General features: G+C 66.9%; 20 protein-coding genes. 11 read left to right on the top strand and 9 right to left on the bottom strand.

Features of this window, described 5'->3' with window-relative positions; all coding sequences use genetic code 11:
- The first annotated feature begins 18 nt into the window (after window positions 1–18).
- The 6 genes from hemA to ABD05_RS08110 all read left to right on the top strand — a co-directional run bounded on the left by hemA (window position 19) and on the right by ABD05_RS08110 (window position 5,332).
- Window positions 19–1,317: a glutamyl-tRNA reductase gene (gene hemA / locus ABD05_RS08135; RefSeq protein WP_047899676.1), complete on the top strand. Its 1,299-nt coding sequence runs from the start codon at window positions 19–21 to the stop codon at window positions 1,315–1,317.
- A 78-nt stretch (window positions 1,318–1,395) separates the two neighbouring features.
- On the top strand, window positions 1,396–2,478 hold the full coding sequence (prfA, locus tag ABD05_RS08130) for a peptide chain release factor 1 (protein WP_047899675.1): 1,083 nt from the start codon (window positions 1,396–1,398) through the stop codon (window positions 2,476–2,478).
- A gap of 7 nt (window positions 2,479–2,485) precedes the next feature.
- Complete coding sequence (gene prmC, locus ABD05_RS08125) at window positions 2,486–3,328, top strand: peptide chain release factor N(5)-glutamine methyltransferase (protein ID WP_047899674.1); 843 nt, start codon at window positions 2,486–2,488, stop codon at window positions 3,326–3,328.
- A 67-nt stretch (window positions 3,329–3,395) separates the two neighbouring features.
- On the top strand, window positions 3,396–3,707 hold the full coding sequence (gene grxD / locus ABD05_RS08120; protein WP_047899673.1) for a Grx4 family monothiol glutaredoxin: 312 nt from the start codon (window positions 3,396–3,398) through the stop codon (window positions 3,705–3,707).
- A 25-nt stretch (window positions 3,708–3,732) separates the two neighbouring features.
- Window positions 3,733–4,329, top strand: coding sequence for a UbiX family flavin prenyltransferase (locus ABD05_RS08115; protein WP_047899672.1), 597 nt, complete (start codon window positions 3,733–3,735; stop codon window positions 4,327–4,329).
- A 211-nt stretch (window positions 4,330–4,540) separates the two neighbouring features.
- Window positions 4,541–5,332 carry a DODA-type extradiol aromatic ring-opening family dioxygenase gene (locus tag ABD05_RS08110; RefSeq protein WP_047899671.1) on the top strand — a complete coding sequence of 264 codons (792 nt, stop codon included), beginning with the start codon at window positions 4,541–4,543 and terminating at the stop codon, window positions 5,330–5,332.
- 110 nt (window positions 5,333–5,442) lie between these two features.
- Here ABD05_RS08110 and ABD05_RS08105 read toward each other — a convergent pair whose 3' ends face one another.
- Window positions 5,443–7,041: an APC family permease gene (locus ABD05_RS08105; protein WP_047899670.1), complete on the bottom strand. Its 1,599-nt coding sequence runs from the start codon at window positions 7,039–7,041 to the stop codon at window positions 5,443–5,445.
- A gap of 421 nt (window positions 7,042–7,462) precedes the next feature.
- Between ABD05_RS08105 and ABD05_RS08100 the strand changes: the two genes are divergently transcribed.
- The gene (locus ABD05_RS08100; protein ID WP_006477070.1) at window positions 7,463–7,666 is read left to right on the top strand and encodes a cold-shock protein; all 204 of its coding nucleotides are present in this window, start codon (window positions 7,463–7,465) and stop codon (window positions 7,664–7,666) included.
- Between the two features lie 98 nt (window positions 7,667–7,764).
- On the opposite strand, the gene ABD05_RS08095 is transcribed toward ABD05_RS08100, so the two are convergent.
- The 3 genes from ABD05_RS08095 to ABD05_RS08085 all read right to left on the bottom strand — a co-directional run bounded on the left by ABD05_RS08095 (window position 7,765) and on the right by ABD05_RS08085 (window position 11,249).
- Entirely contained in the window at window positions 7,765–9,015 is a 1,251-nt protein-coding gene (locus ABD05_RS08095) for an Hsp70 family protein (protein ID WP_047899669.1), read from the bottom strand.
- 188 nt (window positions 9,016–9,203) lie between these two features.
- A complete protein-coding gene (locus tag ABD05_RS08090; protein ID WP_047899668.1) occupies window positions 9,204–9,809 on the bottom strand; it encodes a nitroreductase family protein in 606 nt (201 codons plus the stop codon).
- A gap of 156 nt (window positions 9,810–9,965) precedes the next feature.
- Window positions 9,966–11,249, bottom strand: a complete 1,284-nt coding sequence (locus ABD05_RS08085; protein WP_047901124.1) for an MFS transporter — start codon at window positions 11,247–11,249, stop codon at window positions 9,966–9,968.
- Between the two features lie 221 nt (window positions 11,250–11,470).
- On the opposite strand from ABD05_RS08085, the gene ABD05_RS08080 reads away from it, so the two are divergent.
- On the top strand, window positions 11,471–12,091 hold the full coding sequence (locus ABD05_RS08080) for a TetR/AcrR family transcriptional regulator (protein WP_047899667.1): 621 nt from the start codon (window positions 11,471–11,473) through the stop codon (window positions 12,089–12,091).
- Window positions 12,092–12,167: 76 nt separating this feature from the next.
- Complete coding sequence (locus ABD05_RS08075; protein WP_047899666.1) at window positions 12,168–12,740, top strand: DUF1415 domain-containing protein; 573 nt, start codon at window positions 12,168–12,170, stop codon at window positions 12,738–12,740.
- A 49-nt stretch (window positions 12,741–12,789) separates the two neighbouring features.
- Here ABD05_RS08075 and ABD05_RS08070 read toward each other — a convergent pair whose 3' ends face one another.
- The 4 genes from ABD05_RS08070 to ABD05_RS08055 all read right to left on the bottom strand — a co-directional run bounded on the left by ABD05_RS08070 (window position 12,790) and on the right by ABD05_RS08055 (window position 16,025).
- Window positions 12,790–13,680, bottom strand: coding sequence for a class I SAM-dependent methyltransferase (locus ABD05_RS08070; protein ID WP_047899665.1), 891 nt, complete (start codon window positions 13,678–13,680; stop codon window positions 12,790–12,792).
- 89 nt (window positions 13,681–13,769) lie between these two features.
- Window positions 13,770–14,903, bottom strand: a complete 1,134-nt coding sequence (locus ABD05_RS08065) for a methyltransferase (RefSeq protein WP_047899664.1) — start codon at window positions 14,901–14,903, stop codon at window positions 13,770–13,772.
- A gap of 127 nt (window positions 14,904–15,030) precedes the next feature.
- Window positions 15,031–15,363: a YegP family protein gene (locus ABD05_RS08060; RefSeq protein WP_047899663.1), complete on the bottom strand. Its 333-nt coding sequence runs from the start codon at window positions 15,361–15,363 to the stop codon at window positions 15,031–15,033.
- 167 nt (window positions 15,364–15,530) lie between these two features.
- Complete coding sequence (locus ABD05_RS08055) at window positions 15,531–16,025, bottom strand: LEA/WHy family protein (protein WP_034183694.1); 495 nt, start codon at window positions 16,023–16,025, stop codon at window positions 15,531–15,533.
- Window positions 16,026–16,667: 642 nt separating this feature from the next.
- Here ABD05_RS08055 and ABD05_RS08050 point away from each other — a divergent pair.
- Window positions 16,668–18,836: a M1 family metallopeptidase gene (locus ABD05_RS08050; RefSeq protein ID WP_047899662.1), complete on the top strand. Its 2,169-nt coding sequence runs from the start codon at window positions 16,668–16,670 to the stop codon at window positions 18,834–18,836.
- Window positions 18,837–18,964: 128 nt separating this feature from the next.
- On the opposite strand, the gene ABD05_RS38875 is transcribed toward ABD05_RS08050, so the two are convergent.
- A complete protein-coding gene (locus ABD05_RS38875) occupies window positions 18,965–19,186 on the bottom strand; it encodes a hypothetical protein (protein WP_047899661.1) in 222 nt (73 codons plus the stop codon).
- A 160-nt stretch (window positions 19,187–19,346) separates the two neighbouring features.
- Between ABD05_RS38875 and ABD05_RS08040 the strand changes: the two genes are divergently transcribed.
- A complete protein-coding gene (locus tag ABD05_RS08040; RefSeq protein WP_047899660.1) occupies window positions 19,347–20,324 on the top strand; it encodes a quinone oxidoreductase family protein in 978 nt (325 codons plus the stop codon).
- Window positions 20,325–20,331 lie beyond the last annotated feature (7 nt).

The raw sequence follows: 20,331 nt of genomic DNA, 5'->3' as shown, positions 1-20,331 counted from the left end.
TAAACGATAGCCCTCGATATGCAACTCCTCACGATCGGAATCAATCACCACACTGCGCCTGTCGCCTTGCGCGAACGCGTGGCGTTTCCGCTCGAGCAAATCAAGCCGGCTCTCGTCACGTTCAAGAACGTGCTTCTCGGGCCCCAGGCGCCCAATACGCCCGAAGCAGCGATCCTCTCCACCTGCAACCGCACCGAACTGTATTGCGCGACCGATGATCGCGCGGCACGTGAAGGCGCGGTCCGCTGGCTGTCGGAGTATCACCGGATTCCGGTCGACGAGCTCGCGCCGCACGTGTATGCGCTGCCGCAGTCGGAAGCGGTCCGTCACGCATTCCGCGTGGCATCCGGCCTCGATTCGATGGTGCTCGGCGAAACGCAGATTCTGGGCCAGATGAAGGACGCCGTGCGCACCGCGACGGAAGCCGGCGCGCTCGGTACCTATCTGAACCAGTTGTTCCAGCGCACGTTCGCGGTGGCGAAGGAAGTGCGCGGCACGACCGAGATCGGCACGCAGTCGGTGTCGATGGCTGCCGCCGCCGTTCGCCTCGCGCAGCGGATCTTCGAAAAGGTGTCCGACCAGCGCGTGCTGTTCATCGGCGCCGGCGAGATGATCGAACTGTGCGCGACGCACTTCGCCGCGCAAGGCCCGCGCGAACTCGTGGTCGCGAACCGCACGGCCGAACGCGGCCAGCGGCTCGCCGAACGCTTCAACGGCCGCGCGATGCCGCTCGCGGATTTGCCGGCCCGCATGCAGGAATTCGACATCATCGTGTCGTGCACGGCGTCGACGCTGCCGATCATCGGCCTCGGCGCAGTCGAGCGTGCGGTGAAGGCGCGCCGCCACCGGCCGATCTTCATGGTCGACCTCGCGGTGCCGCGCGATATCGAGCCGGAAGTCGGCAAGCTGAAGGACGTGTTCCTCTACACCGTCGACGATCTCGGCGCGATCGTGCGCGAAGGCAACGCATCGCGCCAGGCCGCGGTCGCGCAGGCGGAGGCGATCATCGAGACGCGCGTGCAGAATTTCATGCAGTGGCTCGACACGCGCAGCGTCGTGCCGGTGATCCGTCACATGCATACGCAGGCCGACGCGCTGCGCCGTGCCGAAGTCGACAAGGCGCAGAAGCTGCTCGCGCGCGGCGACGATCCGGCCGCCGTGCTCGAAGCGCTGTCGCAAGCGCTGACCAACAAGCTGATCCACGGCCCGACGAGCGCGCTCAACCGCGTGAACGGCGCCGATCGCGATTCGCTGATCGACCTGATGCGCGGCTTCTACCAGCACGCGCCGCGCTCGAACGACCAGTCCGGCCACTAGCGCCGGCCGCGAGCCCTGCCGCCAGCCGCGCGGCCTATCCTTTCCGAATACCCTTGCCCGGGAGCGCCGCTCCACACCATGAAGACGAGCATGCAACGCAAGCTCGACCAGCTGTCCACACGGCTGGCCGAACTGAACGACCTGCTGAGCCGCGAAAACGTCACGGCCGATCTCGACCAGTACCGCAAGCTGACGCGCGAACATGCGGAACTCGGCCCGGTCGTCGAGCAGTACGCGCTGTGGCGCCAGTCGCGCAGCGATGAAATCGCCGCGCAGGAGCTGCTTGCCGATCCGTCGATGCGCGATTTCGCCGAGGACGAGATCCGCAGCGCGCGCGAAGGCATGGCCCGCCTCGAGGTCGAGCTGCAGAAGATGCTGCTGCCCAAGGATCCGAACGACGACCGCAACATCTTCCTCGAAATCCGCGCGGGCGCGGGCGGCGACGAATCGGCGCTGTTCGCGGGCGACCTGCTGCGGATGTACCTGCGCTTCGCGGAACGCCAACGCTGGCAGGTCGAGATGATGTCGGAGAGCGCGTCGGATCTCGGCGGCTACAAGGAAGTGATCGTGCGGATCGCGGGCCAGGGCGCATATTCGCGCCTGAAGTTCGAATCGGGCGGCCATCGCGTGCAGCGCGTGCCGGCGACCGAGACGCAGGGGCGCATCCATACGTCCGCGTGCACGGTCGCGGTGATGCCGGAAGCCGATGAGATCGGCGAGGTCGAAATCAATCCGGCCGACCTGCGGATCGACACGTTCCGCGCATCCGGCGCGGGCGGCCAGCACATCAACAAGACCGATTCGGCGGTGCGGGTTACGCACATCCCGACCGGGATCGTCGTCGAGTGCCAGGACGACCGTTCGCAGCACAAGAACAAGGATCGCGCGCTGAAGGTGCTCGCCGCGCGCATCAAGGACAAGCAGTATCACGAGCAGCACGCGAAGGAAGCCGCGACGCGCAAGAGCCTGATCGGCTCCGGCGACCGCTCGGAACGGATCCGCACGTACAACTTCCCGCAAGGCCGGATGACCGACCACCGGATCAACCTGACGCTGTACCGGCTCGAGGCGATCATGGACGGTGATCTCGACGAACTGATCGGCGTGCTCGTCACCGAGCACCAGGCCGAACTGCTCGCGTCGCTCGGCGACGCCGACTGAGGCCGCGATGCCCGACACCACCGCCGACGATCTGCTGCGCACGTCGCCGCTCGACGCAGTCGATGCGCGCGTGCTGCTCGCGCACGCGCTCGGCTGGACCCGCACGCAACTGATCACGCGCGGCGACGCGCCGCTCGACGCTGCCGCGGTCGAACGCTATCGCGCGCTCGAAGCGCGCCGCGTGGCCGGCGAACCGGTCGCGCAGCTCGTCGGGATGCGCGAATTCTTCGGCCGGCCGTTCGACGTGACGCCCGACGTGCTGATCCCGCGCCCCGAAACCGAACTGCTCGTCGAAGCCGCACTCGATGCGATCGACGGGCTGCCGTATCCGGCCGTGCTCGATCTCGGCACCGGCAGCGGCGCGATCGCCGTGTCGATTGCGGCCGAGCGTCCCGATGCGCGCGTGTGGGCGCTCGATCGTTCGCCGGCCGCGCTCGCGGTCGCGCAACGCAACGCGGACAAGCTGCTCGACGCGCACCGCCCCGGCGGCCCGCTGCACTGGCTGCAGAGCGACTGGTACGCGGCGCTCGATCCGGCGCTCGCATTCGACACGATCGTCAGCAACCCGCCGTACATCGCGCAGCACGATCCGCACCTCGCGCAGGGCGACCTGCGTTTCGAGCCGCGCGGCGCACTCACCGACGACGCCGACGGCCTCAGCGCGATCCGCATGATCGTCGCGGGCGCCGGCGCCCACCTGAAACCGGGCGGCACGCTCTGGATCGAGCACGGCTACGACCAGGCCGAAGCCGTCCGTGCGATGCTGTCGTCGCACGGCTTCGCCGCGGTCGAATCGCTCGCCGATCTGGCTGCGATCGAACGCACGACCGGCGGCCGCCTGCCGGGCTGATGCCCGGCCCGACCGGTTGAAATCCGCTATCATTTCGATCTAACGCCCCGCAAACGCAAGGTCAGTCATGGACACCCAACAACGTATCAAGCAAATCGTCGACGAAAACCAGGTCGTGCTCTTCATGAAGGGCAACGCGCAATTCCCGATGTGCGGCTTCTCGGGCCGCGCCGTGCAGGTGCTGAAGGCCTGCGGCGTCGACCAGTTCAAGACGGTCAACGTGCTGGAGGACGACGAAATCCGCCAGGGCATCAAGGAATTCTCGAACTGGCCGACCATCCCGCAGCTCTACTTCAAGGGCGAATTCATCGGCGGCTCGGACATCATGATGGAGATGTACCAGTCGGGCGAGCTGCAGCAACTGTTCGCCGCCGCTTAACACGCCCGACCCGCTCCCCCTTTCGATGGCATCTCCCAGCGCGCCGCCACGCCGGCTGATCGTCGCGATCACCGGCGCCACCGGCGCGATCTACGGCGTGCGGCTGCTCGACCTGCTGCGCGCCGCCGGCGGCGTCGAAACGCATCTGCTGATTTCGAACGCCGGCTGGCTCAACATCCAGCATGAACTGAAGCTGCCGAAGGCCGATGTCGAAAGCCGGGCGGACGTCGTGCACTCGGTGCGCGACGTCGGCGCGACGATCGCGTCGGGCTCGTTCGCGACCGACGGGATGGTGATCGCGCCATGCTCGATGAAGACGCTCGCGAGCATCGCGCACGGGCTGTCCGACAACCTGATCACGCGCGCGGCCGACGTCACGCTGAAGGAACGCCGCCGTCTCGTGCTGATGGTGCGCGAAACGCCGTTCAACCTCGCGCATCTGCGCAACATGACCGCCGTCACCGAAATGGGCGGCATCGTCTTTCCGCCGTTGCCCGCGTTCTACGCGATGCCGAAGACGATCGAGGAACTCGTCGACCAGACCGTCACGCGCGTGCTCGACCTGTTCGCGCTCAGCGCGCCGCTGACGACGCCGTGGGCCGGCATCCGGCACGCGCAGTAAGCCGACCACCGCAACTCCGTTCTTCGCGCATCTTCGCCGATTCCGCCGGCAATTCATTCGATTTCACGCGCACTGACACCCACCCGCGCCAGCACGCATTGCATCGCGCCGATTATCAACAAACAAGCGTCAATCAAATTCCTGAACGCGGATTTATCAATGCTCGGTGCGCACCTATAGTCACAGGCAAACCCTTTTGCAGGCCACCACCATGAACCGCTTGCCTTCGCTGTACCTGTCCCACGGCGCCCCGACGCTGCCGATCGACCCGACGCTGCCGTCCGGTGCGTTCACGCACCTCGGCGCCGAATTGCCGCGCCCGCGCGCGGTGCTGATGCTGTCCGCGCACTGGGGCACGCAACAACCGGTCGCGAGCATCGCCGCACACCCGGAAACGATCCACGACTTCTACGGCTTTCCGCGCGCGCTGTATGAGATCCGCTATCCGGCACCCGGCGCACCCGACGTCGCCGAGCGCGCGGCCGCGCTGCTGAACGCGGCCGGCATCGCGACCGCGACGACCGAGCATGGCCTCGACCACGGCGCATGGGTGCCGATGCTGCTGATGTTCCCGGAGGCCGACGTGCCCGTCGCGCAGTTGTCGATCCAGCCGCGCGCGGATGCGGCCCACCACTTCGCGCTCGGCCGCGCGCTGCGGCCGCTGCGCGACGAAGGCGTGATGGTGATCGGCTCGGGCCAGATCACGCACAACCTGCGTGCCGCCGATTTCGGCGCGGCGCCCGAGGATGCGGACCCGCGCGTCGCGGAATTCACCGACTGGTTCGAGGCAAAGCTCGCCGCGCGCGACGTCGACGCGCTGCTCGACTACCGCCGGCAGGCGCCACATGCGGCGCTGATGCACCCGACCGACGAGCATCTGCTGCCGGTGTTCACGGCGCTCGGCGCGGCGGACGACGACTACCAGCTCGGCATCCAGTCGCTCGGCACCTACCAGCGCGTGCTCGCGATGACGAACTACGTGTTCGCGAGCGCGGCCGCCTGAATTCCGCGAGACAACCGGCGACAACAAACAAAAAGCCCGCCCGAGCATGGCTCGGGCGGGCTTTTTTTCGCTGCTTCCTGCCGCCGCCGAATCCGGCGGCAGGTCACGCGTCAGGCACCGACCCCTTCGAGGATCTCGTCGTGCGACTCGCGCTCGTCGAGATACTGGGTCCGGTAACCGGTATTCACGCCCCAGAAGTAGAACACGAGCGAAATCGCGGCAACGATCAGCATGTCCCAGCCATACGGCAGGTAGCCGTGACCGCCGAATTCCTTGCTGCCGATCAGCGACAGCACGGCCATCGTCGGCAGGTACGCGACCAGCCACCATGCGGCTTTCAGGTCGGCACCCCAGCCGGTCCAGCCCGACTTCGCCTGGAAGAAGAAGTACACCGGCAACGCGACGACCATCAGCAGGATGATTTCGCCCGTCAGCGGCCACTTCGCCCAGTACAGGATCAGCGATGCGCAGACGAACGCGAACGGTGCGATCAGTTTCATCAGCGGAATCGACAGCGGACGCTCGATGTCGGTCGCCGCGCGGCGCAGCGCCATCAGGCTGATCGGGCCGGTCAGGTACGAGATCACCGTCGCAACCGAGATCACTGCCGCGAGCGAGCTCCAGCCGCGGAAGAAGAACAGGAAGATGAACGACACGAGCAGGTTGAACCACATCGCCTGGCGCGGCACACCGTAGATCGGGTGCACGTTGCCGAACATCTTCGGCATCGTGTTGTTGCGCTCCATCGCGTAGATCATGCGGGTGGTCGTCGCCATGTAGGTCGTGCCGGTGCCGCTCGGGCTGATGAACGCGTCGACGTACAGCAGGATCGCGAGCCAGTTCAGGTTCAGCGCGATCGCGAGTTCCGCGAACGGCGACGAGAAGTTGAAGTGCGACCAGCCCTTCGCGACGTCGGCCGGATTCACCGAGCCGATGTAGGCCATCTGCAGCAGCACATAGATCACGAGCGCGAGCAGGATCGACGTGATCACCGCGAACGGCACGCTGCGCGACGGATTGCGCGCTTCTCCCGCGAGGTTCACCGGGCTCTGGAAGCCGTTGAACGCGAACACGATACCGCTCGTCGCAACCGCGGTCAGCACCGCCGACCAGCCGTACGGCGCAAAGCTTGCATTGGATGCGGTGCCGAGGTTCTCCGGATGGTAGCTCGTCAGCATCAGGCCGAGAATCGTGAGGCCGGGGATCAGGAACTTGAAGATCGTGATCGCGGTGTTCGCACGCGCGAAGGCCTTCACACCCCAGTAGTTCAGCATGAAATAGATGACGACCAGCACGGCCGACAGCAGCAGCCCGGGTGTCGTCAACTCGCCGTTCACGAACAGCGCGTGCGCCCACGGATACGGCCACGTGCTCATGTACTGGATCGACGCTTCAGCCTCGATCGGGATCACGGAAACGATCGCGATCCAGTTGGCCCATGCGCTGATGAAGCCCACCAGCGAACCGTGCGAGTAGCGCGCGTAGCGCACCATGCCGCCCGACTCGGGGAACATCGCGCCGAGTTCGGCATACGTCAGTGCAATCGCGAGAATCACGACCGCGCCGATGATCCATGCGCAAATCGCCGCCGGACCGGCGATCTTCGCGGCCTTCCAGGCACCGAACAGCCAGCCCGAGCCGATAATCGAACCCAGCCCCGTCAGCATCAATGCAAACGGGCCGATGTTCCGTTGAATAGAACTCTTCACATCCTCTCCTGTGTCTCAAAAAGCATGGTCGGCCCGCGGTCCGGGATCGGCTCGGACAGCACCGCGCACGCATTCTTGGGGGGGACGAGTTATCCGATCGGGGCAACCCGTCCGCGCGGCGCGTAGTTTAACGGTTGCACCTCAAACGTGCCGCCAAAATCGTTCAGCCCCTACAAAAAATTCGCATCGCCTGCAAGCTTTGTAAACCTGATCTACGCAATAACCCTGAGACCATGGAAATACGGTTGACCACGCGGGTGATTAGCCGTATAAAGGACTTCGCAGGATTTCAAGTGGCGAGTGAATTGGTTCTTTCGTAGTTCGCCCATCAACGGTACTCCGGTTGGTCCTATTACCCCTTCCTTGATTTTCCGCACCCCATGGGCCTCGGCCCCGTTTTATCTTTTTAGGAACAAGTAACATGGCAACCGGTACCGTCAAGTGGTTCAATGACGCAAAGGGCTTCGGCTTCATCACCCCGGAAGGCGGCGGCGACGATCTGTTCGCGCACTTCTCGGAAATCCGCGTCGAAGGCTTCAAGACGCTGCAAGAAAACCAGAAGGTTGAATTCGAAGTGAAGACGGGCCCGAAGGGTCTGCAAGCTGCGAACATCCGTCCGGTCTAAGCTTGGCGCGATAATTCGTGAAAAAAAGCCCCGCTTCGGCGGGGCTTTTTGTTTTTCTGCGCCAAGTCCGGCATGGCGGCCATGCAGCCGCCCGCGGTTCAGCCAAAGAGGCGCTGCGCGTGAATGCCGAGCCCCGTCGCGACACTCGCGAGGCGGTCGCCGAACACCGGCTGCGCATCCGGGAACGCGCCCGCGAGCGCGCCCGACAGGAACGCGAGCCCCGTCGAGCCGCCGGTGAAATACAGCGCGCCGACGTCGCGCGGCGCGACGCCCGCGAGCCGCACCGTCTCGCGCGCGGCGTCGACGATGCGCGCGGTGTCGTCGCGACTCGCATCGACGAGACGATCGGAATCGAACGCGATCAGCAGGTCCTCCTCCACGTCGTTCAGGTCGATCATCGTCTCCCCGCCCGCCGCGACGCCGATCTTCGCTTCTTCCGCGCGCGCCATCAGCGCATGCCCGAGCCGCTGCTCGACCACGCTCGTGAGCCGGTCGTACTGCCGCACATCCTGGTACAGGTGCTTCATCAGCTTCAACTCGCCGAGCCGCTTCGGCGTGTAGACCGTGTTGATCAGGTGCCAGGTCGCGAGATCGAAGTAGATCTTGTTCGGCAGTTCGCGCCCTTCGGGGTCGAGCGAGCGGTAGCCGAACGCGGGCAGGATCGCCGCCAGCTCGACACGCCGGTCGTAGTCGGTGCCCGCGACGTGCACGCCGTGGTGGGCCAGCACGTCGTCCTTGCGCTCGAGCCGCGCCATCCGCTCGGGCCCGACGCGCACCAGCGAGAAGTCGGACGTACCGCCGCCGATGTCGGCGACGAGCACGAGGCGCTCGGCCTGCTGGCGCGATTCGTAGTCGAACGCGGCGGCGATCGGTTCGTACTGGAAGTGAACGTCCTCGAAGCCGACCGACCGCGCGGCCGCCTCGAGCTGGTCCTGCGCGAGGCGGTCGGCGCGCGGATCGTCGTCGACGAAGAACACGGGCCGGCCGAGCACCGCGCGGCCGATCGGCGCGCCCGCGCGCGCTTCGGCCTTGCGCTTCAGGTGCGTCAGGAAGCGCGCGATGATTTCGGTGTACGCGATCGCACTGCCGTCGCCGAGATCGGTCGTCGTTTCCGCGAGCGGCGAGCCGAGGATGCTTTTCATCGAACGCATCAGCCGGCCGTCGAAACCGTCGATATAGGAGGCCAGCGCCGCGCGGCCGTACTCGACCGTCTCCTCGTCGTTGTTGAAGAAGATCGCGGTGGGCAGCGTCAGGTGGTCGCCCTCGACGGGCGCGAGGCGCATGCCGTCGCCGTCGGGCAGCGCCACGGCGGAATTGGACGTGCCGAAATCGATCGCGCAGTAAGTCATGGGAAGTTGCCGCAGCGGGGCCGGCGCGAAAACGGAAAGGACGGGCTTTTTAACATGAAGCCCGCGGGATCACAACCGGGGCCGGCCACCAGTGCCGCGGGACGGGCGTCGGCGGCGACGGCGCGCGGCCTGGCGCGCCGGGGAGACGCGCGGACGGGATGCGCGACGCATGCCGCCCGCTTCGCAGGTCAGGCTGCCGCGTCGAAGCTCTTCTTCCACGCGCCCGCATACACGACCTCGCCGATCGCATGGCGCGTACGCGGCGCCTTCTCGCGATCGCGCAGCACCGGATCGAGCTTGTCGACGTTGCCGTAGTGGCCGAGCGAGATGATCGACAGGATCGCGACGTCGGCCGGAATCGCGAACGCATCGCGGAACGCCTTCGCGTCGAAACCGCTCATCTGGTGCGCGGCGAGGCCCAGCGCATGCGCCTGCAGCACCAGCGACATCGCAGCTGCGCCCGCGTCGTACAGCGCGGTCGGCGCCGGTTCGCCCTTCGGCGTGAGCGTGTGCGAGGTGACCGCGATCAGCACGGGCGCCGGCGCATTCCAGCCCTGGTTGAACGGCACCAGCGTCGCGAACGCGCGCTTGAATGCGTCTTCGTCCTGCGTGCGATCGAATACGACGAAGCGCCACGGCTGCGCGTTGTATGCGGACGGCGCCCAGCGCGCGGCTTCGAGCACCGCGTGCAGATCGCCGGCGCTGACGGACTCGTCCGAATACGCACGCGGGCTCCAGCGGCCTGCGATCAGATCGTGAATCGAAACAGTGGTGGGAGCAGGTTTGACGGACATGCGGTTCCTCGCTGACATCGATGAAGGGGCGCGAACGCCCGGCGAACCGCAAGCATACCCGCTTGGGCGGTTGCGCGCCCGATCCTGCCGCGCTATGCAAATCATCGATCCTGCATAGGCCGGCCGCATGCGGTGCGGCCGGCCGAGCCAATGCCGTCAGGCCGCCTGCGCCGTTGCGTGCGACGGGCCGCGGTTGATCCGCAACACGATCAGCGCGCCGATGATACACAGTCCGCCCGAGATCATCGACGCGATCGTGTAGGTGCCGAGGCTCGCGCGCAGCAGCCCCGCGCCGAGCGCCGCGAACGCCGCGCCGAGCTGGTGGCCGGCGACGATCCAGCCGAACACGACCGGCGCCGCAGCCTTGCCGAACACGTCGGTCGCGAGGCGCACGGTCGGCGGCACGGTCGCGATCCAGTCGAGCCCGTAGAACATCGCGAACAGCGGCAGCCCGAAGAAATCGATCCCGAACGCATGCGGCAGGTAGATCAGCGACAGCCCGCGCAGCCCGTAGTACCAGAACAGCAGCACGCGGTTGTCGTAACGGTCGGACAGCCAGCCCGACAGCGTCGTGCCGAACAGGTCGAACACGCCCATCGCCGCGAGCAGCGACGCACCCTGCACTTCGGTCATTCCGTAGTCGCTGCACATCGCGATCAGGTGCGTGCCGACATAACCGTTGGTGCTCGCACCGCAGATGAAGAAGCTGAAGAACAGCAGCCAGAAATCGCGCGAACGGCTCGCCATCAGCAGCGTGCGGAACGCGACCGCGAGCGGGTTCTCCTTCGTCGCTTCGGGCGCGGGCGGCGCATCGGCCGGCTCGCCGTACGGGCGCAACTGCACGTCGGCCGGCCGTTCGGGCAGCAGGAACGCGACGAGCGGAATCACGATCGCCGCGGCCACCGCGACGACCAGCACGACCGGCCGCCAGCCATGGCGCTGCGCGATCGCCGCGAGCATCGGCAGGAACACGAGCTGGCCGGTGGCCGTGCTCGCGGTCAGGATGCCCATGATCAGCCCGCGCCGCGCATGGAACCAGCGCGTGACGAAGGTCGCGGACAGCGTCAGCGCGACGACACCCGTCGAGCAGCCGACCATCAGGCCCCAGATCACCACCATCTGCCAGCTCTGCGTCATCATCGACGACAGCGCGACGCCCGCGCTCATCGTCACGAGTGCGGTAAGAATCGTCGGGCGCAGCCCGAAGCGCTGCATCGCGGCGGCCGCGAACGGCCCCGTCAACCCGTACAACGCGATGTTCACCGAAATCGCCAGCGAAATCGCCGCGCGGCTCCAGCCGAGTTCGCGTTCGAGCGGCACCATCAGCACGCTCGGCGTCGCGCGTGTGCCGGCTGCCGCCAGCAGGATCAGGAATACCACCGCCGCCGCGAGCCATCCGTAGTGGAAGCGCCCGCCGATTCGTGTCACTGCCCAGTTCATCTTCATGCTCTCCAGTTGGCGGCTCCGGCGCCATCGCACCTGCTCCGCCCCACCCAGCCAGGCCACCTCCGCCGCACGCTGCATCGGCTGACCCGGGCCGACGCTTGGCATTTGTCTGTCGATCCGGCCAGCATTGTTACCGACCGGTCACAAGTGTGTTGCGATCGTAGTTACCAGTCGGTAACATGTCAAGCAATTCCATCACGCAGTCGAGGGTCATCATGTCCGGCATCGAAGCCGCCAAACCGCTGGCGCGTCGCACGCGCCGGCCGATCGACGGGGCCACCGCGCACGAGCACCTGCTGCGCGCCGCCGAGGAGCTGTTTTACAAGGAAGGCGTTCGCACGGTCGGCGTCGAGGCGGTCGTCGAGCGCGCGGGCGTCAACAAGATGAGCCTGTATCGCCAGTTCTCGTCGAAGGACGAGCTGATCCTCGCATACCTGGAGCGGATGGACGCGTGCTTCTTCGAGCGCCTCGACACGAGCGTCGCCAAGCATCCGGGCCAGCCGAAGGCGCAATTGATCCAGTATTTCGTCGATCTTGCCGAGCGCGCAACGCAGAAGGACTATCGCGGCTGCCCGTTCGTCAACGTCGCCGCGGAATTCCCGGATGCGTCGCACCCGGCGCGCGAGCGCGTCGCGCAGAACAAGGAACAGTTGATGAAGCGGCTCGTCGCGCTGTGCGAAGGCGCCGGCGCGCGGCAGCCGCAGGCGCTCGCCGATGCGCTCGCGCTGGTGATCGAAGGCATCTACGCGGCGAGCCAGACCTACCGGCATGGCGAAACGCCGATCGGCACCGCACCCGCGCTCGTCATGCAGTTGATCGAAGCCGCATGCGCATGACGGGCGGCGCACGCCCGAGCCCGGCGTGCCCGCTACAATGCGGCCCTCTCCGCCCTACCGCCCGACTGGTTTGACGATGATCGACACCCGCCCCGAATCGCATGACGATATCCTCGCCGCCACGCGGCACTGGCTCGCGCGCGCGGTGATCGGGCTCAATCTGTGCCCGTTCGCGAAAAGCGTCTATGTGAAGGAACAGGTGCGCTACGCGATCAGCGAAGCGACGACGCTGGAAGACGCGCTCGCCGAGCTCGAAACCGAGCTGCGCGCGCTCGACGCGGCGGATCCGCAGCAGGTCGACACGACGCTCGTGATCTTCCCGCATGCGTTCGCCGATTTCGTCGACTACAACGATGCGCTGTTCTTCGCCGACCGGCTCGTGCGGCAGCTGCGGCTGGACGGCGTGCTGCAGATCGCGAGCTTCCATCCGCAATACCGGTTCGAAGGCAGCGAACCCGACGACATCGAGAACTACACGAACCGCGCGCCGTATCCGATCCTGCACCTGCTGCGCGAAGACAGCATCGCGCGCGCGGTCGACGCGTTCCCGGACGCGTCCGCGATCTACGAAAAGAACCAGGAAACGCTGCGCCGCCTCGGCCACGACGGCTGGCGCGAATGGATGCGCCGGCCGGGCGACGACGTCTGATGCACCACGCGGGCGCGCCGGCCGCTACGCGGTTCGGCCCGCCCGCGCGTCAGCCTTCGGCCGGCTCGACGGCCTCGCCGCCCGCCGCCGCGGCCTCCGGCACGAAGAAGCGCTCGTTGAGTTCGGCGAGCCCGAACATGCCGAGGATCTCGCTCAGCCGCTCGCCGGGCCGCCGGCGCGGCAGGTTCTTGTACTGCGCGATGATCAGCTCGTTCTTCATCGAATGCTCCCAGCCGACCAGCTCGGTCACGCTGACCTGATAGCCGTGCGCTTCGAGCTGCAGGCAGCGCAGCACGTTGGTGATCTGGCTGCCGAATTCGCGCGTATGCAGCGGATGCCGCCACACCTCGGTCAGCGCGTTCGCAAGCGACTTGCCCTTGTTCCTGCGCAGCACGCCCGCGACTTCCGCCTGGCAGCACGGCACCAGCACGATGTGCTGCGCGCGCTTCGCGAGCGCGAAGCGGATCGCGTCGTCGGTCGCCGTGTCGCACGCGTGCAGCGCGGTGACGACGTCGACCGTTTCGGGCAGCTGCGGCGACGTGATCGAATCGGCAACCGACAGGTTCAGGAACGACATGCCGCCGAACCCGAGCCGCGCGGCCAGCTCGGCCGAGCGCGTGACGAGCTCCTCGCGCGTCTCGATCCCGTACACGTGCGACGCGAACGCCGGCGTGCCGTGCCCCGGCTGCTGCTTGAAGAACAGGTCGTACAGGATGAAGCCGAGATACGACTTGCCGGCGCCGTGATCGACGAGCGTCACGCTGCCCTGGTCGGCCTGCACGCCGGCAAGCAACGGCTCGATGAACTGGAACAGGTGATAGACCTGCTTCAGCTTGCGGCGGCTGTCCTGGTTCAGCTTTCCGTCGCGGGTGAGGATGTGCAGTTCCTTCAGCAGCTCGACGGACTGCTCCGGGCGGATTTCGTGGGTCTTGTTGGACATCGTGATGCGGCGCCGGGCCACGGTCGGTCGACCACGGCCCGGCGACGGGAATTCGTGAGGAATGGCGACAGTTTACCGAAAATGCGCGGTCAGGCTCGTGCGCCGAGCCGCCACAGCGACGTGACCTCGGCGCGGCGCGCCGCATGCAGCGGATCGTCGGCGTCGGTCGACTTCGGGTGCGCGGGGCGGATGTCGTCGCGGCCGAGCACGACGAGGCCCGCCTCGTCGATCCATTGCAGCAGCGTGTCGCGCGGCCGCAGGCCGAGGTGCTCGGCGAAATCGGACAGGATCAGCCAGCCCTCGCCGCCCGGCTCGAGATGCGCGGCAAGCCCGGCGAGGAAACCGCGCAGCATGCGGCTGTCGGGATCGTAGACCGCGTATTCGATCGGCGCGCTCGGCCGGGCCGGCACCCACGGCGGGTTGCAGACCACGAGCGGCGCACGGCCGGCCGGAAACAGGTCGGCCTCGACGATGTCGACGCGATCCGCATGACCGAGCCGCGCGACGTTCTCGCGCGCACAGGCAAGTGCACGCGGATCCTGGTCGGTCGCGACGACGCGCTCGACGCCGCGCGATGCGAGCACGGCCGCGAGCACGCCGGTGCCCGTGCCGATATCGAATGCAAGCGAAGTCGCGGGCAGCGGCGCGCGCGCGACGAGTTCGACGTATTCGCCGCGCACCGGCGAGAACACGCCGTAATAAGGATGGATCGGCGCGCCGCCGAGCGCCGGAATCGGCACGCCCTTCTTGCGCCATTCATGCGCGCCGACGAGGCCGAGCAGTTCGCGCAGCGATACGACCGACGGTGCGCCGCCCGGCCCGTACGCCTCCTCGCATGCGGCGCGCACGTCGGGCGCGCGGCGCAGCGGGATCGTGTAGTCGGCGTCGAGCGGGATCAGCAGCATCCCGAGCGTGCGGGCGCGCTGCGACTGCGCGAGACGATGCAGGTTGAACGCGTCGACGCCGGCCGCGGCCTTTGCCTTCTTCGGCTTGCGCTCGACGCGGCGCGCCATCGCCTGCACGAGCTGGCGCGCATTCTGGAAGTCGCCCTGCCAGACGAGCGCGGTGCCCTCGCATGCAAGGCGGTAGGCGGCGTCGGCAGTGACGCGGTCGTCGGCGGGCACCGCGCGCTTCGGCGGCTGCACACCGGCTTCGGAACGCCAGCGCACGGCATGATCGGCGCCGTCGGCGTCGGTCCAGTGGAAAACGGGGAAATCGGTCACGCGAACTCGGTTACGGTTGGCTTCAACGGGCGGCGGCATCGCGCCGCGCGGCTCACACCATACCGCGCTTTGCCCGCGCGGCAAAGCGCGGGCGGCGGCACGCACCGCCGCCCGGGACGCGCGCGCGTCAGGTCTCGTCGTGGAGCGCCGCGTCGGGCGCGTTCTGCTTCACCGACGCGATGCCGTTCTCGCGGCCCGCTTCGGCCTTGTACAGCTCGCTCGTGCCGATGATCTCGTGATTACCGGCCTTCAGGTTGAACATGAACTGGCCGTTGCTCGCGGTCTTGCGCTCGTAGCGCGCGTCGTCCAGCGCATTCTTGCGCACCGACGCGACGCCGTTCTCCGCCGACGCCTTGGTCTTGTAGAGCTCGCTGCGCAGGATGATCTCGCCGTTGCCGGCCTTCAGGTGGAACAGGAACTGACCGTCGCTCGCTTTCTTGATGACGAATTTCGCTGCCATTGGGATCCCCCTCGGGTGAAAGTTCGTCCGGCCCTCCGGACCCGGCCAGTTTAAGCGCGATCCCGCCAGGAAAATGCAAGGCAAGCGCAATTCAATCGTCAGAAATCGTCAGGGCCGGCGTGCGCCGCCTGGTCAGGCATGACGCCGGCATCCGCGCGGCGCGCGGGCTATCCGCCCCATCCCGGCATCGCGGGCAGGCGCAGCGTCCCCGCGTCGTTGAAATGCACGGTGCCGAGCACGCCGCCGGCGAGCCGGCCGCGCAGCGCATACGGCAGCTCGCCGTTCGCGGCCGCGCCGGGCAGGTTCCACGCCTGCCGCGCGGCGGCGAATGCGGACACCGACACCGGCACGTCGAGCACGGCCTCGCCGAAACGCGGCACGGTGCCCGAGCGATCGCTGACGCCGCTCGCGAACGGCGTGCCGTTCAGGTCGAGCGCGACCGAGATGCCGTCGTACTCGATCGGCGCATCGTTCGGGTTCTGCACGCGCAGCTTCAGGCTGAAACGCATCTCTAGCCCCTGCCCGACGAGCGGGTCGAGCCCGGCAACCGACACGCGCACGGGGTCGCGCGTCAGCCCCGCGCAACCGCCGAGCAGGAACACGGCGGCGAACAGCAGCAGCACGGCGCGCAGCGGCGCGATACGGAACAGGGCTCGTGGCATGGGAAGGCCTCCTCGCGGCAATCGGTGAGCGGGTCGTCGATGCATTGTACCGAGCATGCCGCGACTCACCGGATTTCGTAGTTTTCGCAGCCGCGCCAGATCGTTAATAGATTAAAACTACGAAGGCATCAGCTAAACGGACAGCGCATTAATGACTTCCAGCATTCAATGAAGCGCGAAAAAATCAATAGGCGCACTTTCTAAATTTTTCGTTTCCTTTACCTAAAACCATCAAGTATATTTACGCATCCTTCGAGCTAGCCGACAAACCTTGAAGCCGCATGACGGCGCATTTACGGAACGGCGACACGCCTTCCTTCCGTCCTGCGGACTGGCCCGGCCAGCCCCGTAGGTCGTCGGTTCAAAGGGAAAGCGCGCCCGTGCAGGGCGTGCGGCCCCGTGTCGTGCGCGCGAAATCAATTCAGTACAACACGCGCCCGTCCATTTTGAACCGGCAAGTTAACCGACATCCGGAAATCCAGAGGGGGCAGTAAACCATGATTACCTTCACGTAGTCGGCCGCCGTCTTTTCGAATAATCCGTCATTAGCATTTTCATCGCCGTTGATTAACGGCGAGGGGATTGCTTTTGCCGGCGTTTTCGCAGCACTGAACGATTCTTTCCACAATCGAGGTTTCAGTCATGTCGATCAACATTCGCAAGATGCGTTATCTGCCGCTCGTCGCCGCACTCGCGCTCGCCGGGTGCGGCGGCGACGACGGCGGCGTGGGCTCGGCTTCCGCGCTCAGCTCCGCCGGCGCGCCGCACTCGGGCTCGTCGCCTGCCGTCACCGCGCCGCCGAGCGCATCCAATGTCGACAAGAGCGTATCGCCTGTCGAGCTGCCGGACACCGTCGTACCCGTGAACTACCGGCTGTGGTTCCGCCCGAACGAAGCGCTGAACGCGTTCGACGGCCGCGCCGACGTCGAGATCAAGGTGCTGAAGCCGGTCAACAACATCGTGATCGCCGGCCACCGGATCAAGTTCACGAACGGCCGCATCACGCTGCAGCCGGGCAACATCCAGCTGATCGCGACGCCGCAGGACAAGGGCGACTTCTACCAGCTGCGCCCCGTGAGCGGCTCGATCTCGCCGGGCAACTATTCGCTGCACATGGAGTGGTCGGGCATCATCAACTTCAAGTCTTATGACGATCCCGTCAAGAAGACGGGCGGCAGTTGCGGCGACGATCCGTATCCGGGTTGCTCGGCCGCGGAAGGCATCTTCCGCGTCGACCTGAAGAGCACCGACGGCACGACGAGCGGCGCGATCCTCACCCAGGGCGAAACCAACCTGGCGCGTCAATGGTTCCCCGGCTGGGACGAGCCGGCGTTCCGCCCGACCTATGAAGTGACGGCCGAAGTGCCGCAGAGCTGGCGCGTCGTGTCGAACGCGGCCGAGAAGCCGTCGACCAGCATCGGCGGCGGCTACAAGCTCGTGCAGTTCGAGAAGACCCCGCCGATGCCGTCGTACCTGCTGTTCTTCGGCGGCGGCCTGTTCGACACCTACGAGGACGACTTCACGAGCCCGCTGCCGGGCGGCAAGGGCGGCCTGCACCTGCGCGTGTTCACGCCGCCGGGCATGAGAGACTGGGCGAAGCCGGCGATGGACCGCACCAAGCAGGCGCTCGACTTCTACTACCGCTACACGGGCATCGCGCTGCCGCTCACGAAATTCGACACGGTGGCCGCGAACGACGCGTTCAAGGAGCAGAAGGACCTGAACTTCGGCGGGATGGAGAACTGGGGGTCGATCCTCGAGTTCGCCGACGACATCCTGCCGCAGCCGGGCCAGCCGATGTCGCACTACGGCAACGAGGTGCTGACGCACGAAGTCGCGCACCAGTGGTTCGGCGATCTCGTCACGACCGACTGGTGGGACAACGTGTGGCTCAACGAGTCGTTCGCGACGTTCTTCGAGACGAAGACGACGATCCAGTTCTTCCCCAACGAGTTCAGCTGGCTCGACCAGGTGAAGAACAAGTACCGCGTGATCAATCGTGATATCGGCCCGAACGCGTTCCCGGTCGCGCCGAACTTCAACGGCTGGGCGTCGAACGACTTCGTGCTGAGCGCCAGCGCGTTCACGTACGACAAGGGCGGCCACGTGCTGAAGACGCTCGAGAACTATCTCGGCGAACAGACGCTGCGCAAGGGTCTGCAGCAGTACCTGGTCGACTACTCGTTCGGCAACGGCACGCCGAAGCGCCTGTGGGATGCGCTGTCGAAGGAGAGCGGCCAGTCGATCGGCGCGATCGGCGACAGCTACGTGCGCCAGACCGGCGTGCCGCTGATCTCGCTCGACACGCAGTGCGACCTGACGAAGAACCAGACGATCGTCACGCTGAAGCAGCAGCCGTTCCCGAACAAGAACGCGTATCCGGGCCTGCAGTGGACGGTGCCGATCACGCTCGCGTACGGCCAGGGTCTCGCGCAACGCACGACGCTCGCGCTGAAGGATACGCAGACGCAAACGCGGATCGACGGTTGCACGGGCGTGGTCGCGGACCCGAGCGGGCTGGACTACTACGTCGTGAACTACAGCGACGCGGCCTGGAGCGGGTTGCTCACGCAGGTCAACGGCTCGTCCGATCCGGTGCTGCTGTCGAACCTGAAGAGCGAGGCCGCGCTGCTCGTCGCGAACAACCTCGCGCCGGCTTCGCGCTCGACGTCGATCGGTTCGGTCGCTTCGCCGGCCGCGATGAAGCTGCGCCAGACGCCGACCTTCGACGGCATCGCGCCGACGACGAAGGAACGCCCGGCACTGCAATACCAGGGCATCTTCAAGCCGCGCAAGGTAGTGACGCAGTAACGGTGCAAGCTCGGCCGGTGCCGCGCAGCCTGCGGCGCCGGCCGGCGTACCGGTCTTCCCGACCTTTGACGGGCCTCGCGAGCGAGGCCTTTTTTATTTCCGCACGGCCCCGCGGCGCCCCTTCGCCGTCACACCCACGCGGCATCCCACGCCGGCTGCGCGAACCATGTCGCGAGGAACGCGACGAGCCGTGACGCACGCGCGCTGCCGCGAGCCTGCTGGCGCAACACGTGGATCGTCGCCTGCTCGGGCGCCGCCGCGACGCCCAGCCGGCGCGCGGCCGCCGAGAAGCTCTGCTGGTCGACCACGTCGACGACCAGCGCCAGTTGCGGGGAAAGGAAATCGTCCATTCAGGGGTCTCGGGTTTTGCTATGCGCGGATCCCAAAACAATCATCCGCCTTTGCACATTTCCGCGTCCATTCGGCCCGACTAGACTGCATTCATCCTTTCCACCCGTTGCACGCGCCGGCCTCCGGGCAGCGCGGCAACCATCCGACCCGGAGATCATCATGCGCAGCATCCGCTTCGACGCGCCCGCCGCCGACATCGAGTCGCTCGACGCGCGCGTCAGGGAAATCGACCCACCCGTGCCGGCCGACGGCCAGATGCTGATCGAGGTACGCGCGGCCGGCGTCAACCCGAGCGACGTGAAGGCCGCGCTCGGCCGCATGCCGCACGCAGTGTGGCCGCGCACGCCCGGGCGCGACTGGGCCGGCATCGTGCGCAGCGGCCCTGCCGAATGGATCGGCGCGCCCGTATGGGGATCGGGCGGCGATCTCGGCGTAGGGCGCGACGGCTCGCACGCGGAATGGCTCGTGCTCGACGCGGCACTGGTGCGCCGCAAGCCGGCCGTGCTGACGCTCGACGAAGCGGCCGGCGTCGGTGTGCCGTTCGTCACCGCGTACGAGGGCTTGCGCCGGGCCGGCATGCCGACGGCCGACGACGTCGTGCTGGTGTTCGGCGCGAACGGCAAGGTCGGCCAGGCCGCGATCCAGCTCGCGACCGCGCGCGGCGCGACCGTGATCGGCGTCGAGCGCGGCCCCGGCGGCTATCGCGGCCACGCATCGGGGGACGTGCACATGATCGACGCGTCGCGCTGGCCCGTCGCCGACGCCGTGCACGCGGCGACCGGCGGCCACGGCGCGGACATCGTCTACAACACGGTCGGCAGCCCGTATTTCGAAGCCGCGAACGCATCGATGGCGATCGGGGCGCGGCAGATCTTCATCTCGACGATCGACCGCAGCGTGCCGTTCGACATCTTCGCGTTCTATCGCGGCCAGCATACGTACGTGGGTGTCGACTCGATCCAGCTCGGCGGCGCCGCGGTCGCGCAGATCCTCGATACGCTCGCGCCCGGCTTCGGTAATGGCACGCTGCGCCCGTTTCCGATCGGCGACGACTACGTATACCCGCTCGAACGCGCGCACGACGCATATCGCGCGGTGCTGGCCGGTGCGCGCGAGCGCGTCATCCTCAAGCCCTGACGCCGGA

The sequence above is a fragment of the Burkholderia pyrrocinia genome (genome assembly GCF_001028665.1).
GTDB classification, from domain to species: domain Bacteria; phylum Pseudomonadota; class Gammaproteobacteria; order Burkholderiales; family Burkholderiaceae; genus Burkholderia; species Burkholderia pyrrocinia.
Note: the sequence above shows the minus strand (reverse complement) of the source record. Positions and strands in the feature narration are given on the sequence as shown.

Coding starts and splice junctions, on each gene's coding strand:
- hemA (WP_047899676.1), top strand. CDS start 19: ATGCAACTCCTCACGATCGGAATCAATCACCACACTGCGCCTGTCGCC.
- prfA (WP_047899675.1), top strand. CDS start 1,396: ATGAAGACGAGCATGCAACGCAAGCTCGACCAGCTGTCCACACGGCTG.
- prmC (WP_047899674.1), top strand. CDS start 2,486: ATGCCCGACACCACCGCCGACGATCTGCTGCGCACGTCGCCGCTCGAC.
- grxD (WP_047899673.1), top strand. CDS start 3,396: ATGGACACCCAACAACGTATCAAGCAAATCGTCGACGAAAACCAGGTC.
- ABD05_RS08115 (WP_047899672.1), top strand. CDS start 3,733: ATGGCATCTCCCAGCGCGCCGCCACGCCGGCTGATCGTCGCGATCACC.
- ABD05_RS08110 (WP_047899671.1), top strand. CDS start 4,541: ATGAACCGCTTGCCTTCGCTGTACCTGTCCCACGGCGCCCCGACGCTG.
- ABD05_RS08100 (WP_006477070.1), top strand. CDS start 7,463: ATGGCAACCGGTACCGTCAAGTGGTTCAATGACGCAAAGGGCTTCGGC.
- ABD05_RS08095 (WP_047899669.1), bottom strand. CDS start 9,015: ATGACTTACTGCGCGATCGATTTCGGCACGTCCAATTCCGCCGTGGCG.
- ABD05_RS08090 (WP_047899668.1), bottom strand. CDS start 9,809: ATGTCCGTCAAACCTGCTCCCACCACTGTTTCGATTCACGATCTGATC.
- ABD05_RS08085 (WP_047901124.1), bottom strand. CDS start 11,249: ATGAACTGGGCAGTGACACGAATCGGCGGGCGCTTCCACTACGGATGG.
- ABD05_RS08080 (WP_047899667.1), top strand. CDS start 11,471: ATGTCCGGCATCGAAGCCGCCAAACCGCTGGCGCGTCGCACGCGCCGG.
- ABD05_RS08075 (WP_047899666.1), top strand. CDS start 12,168: ATGATCGACACCCGCCCCGAATCGCATGACGATATCCTCGCCGCCACG.
- ABD05_RS08070 (WP_047899665.1), bottom strand. CDS start 13,680: ATGTCCAACAAGACCCACGAAATCCGCCCGGAGCAGTCCGTCGAGCTG.
- ABD05_RS08060 (WP_047899663.1), bottom strand. CDS start 15,363: ATGGCAGCGAAATTCGTCATCAAGAAAGCGAGCGACGGTCAGTTCCTG.
- ABD05_RS08055 (WP_034183694.1), bottom strand. CDS start 16,025: ATGCCACGAGCCCTGTTCCGTATCGCGCCGCTGCGCGCCGTGCTGCTG.
- ABD05_RS08050 (WP_047899662.1), top strand. CDS start 16,668: ATGTCGATCAACATTCGCAAGATGCGTTATCTGCCGCTCGTCGCCGCA.
- ABD05_RS38875 (WP_047899661.1), bottom strand. CDS start 19,186: ATGGACGATTTCCTTTCCCCGCAACTGGCGCTGGTCGTCGACGTGGTC.
- ABD05_RS08040 (WP_047899660.1), top strand. CDS start 19,347: ATGCGCAGCATCCGCTTCGACGCGCCCGCCGCCGACATCGAGTCGCTC.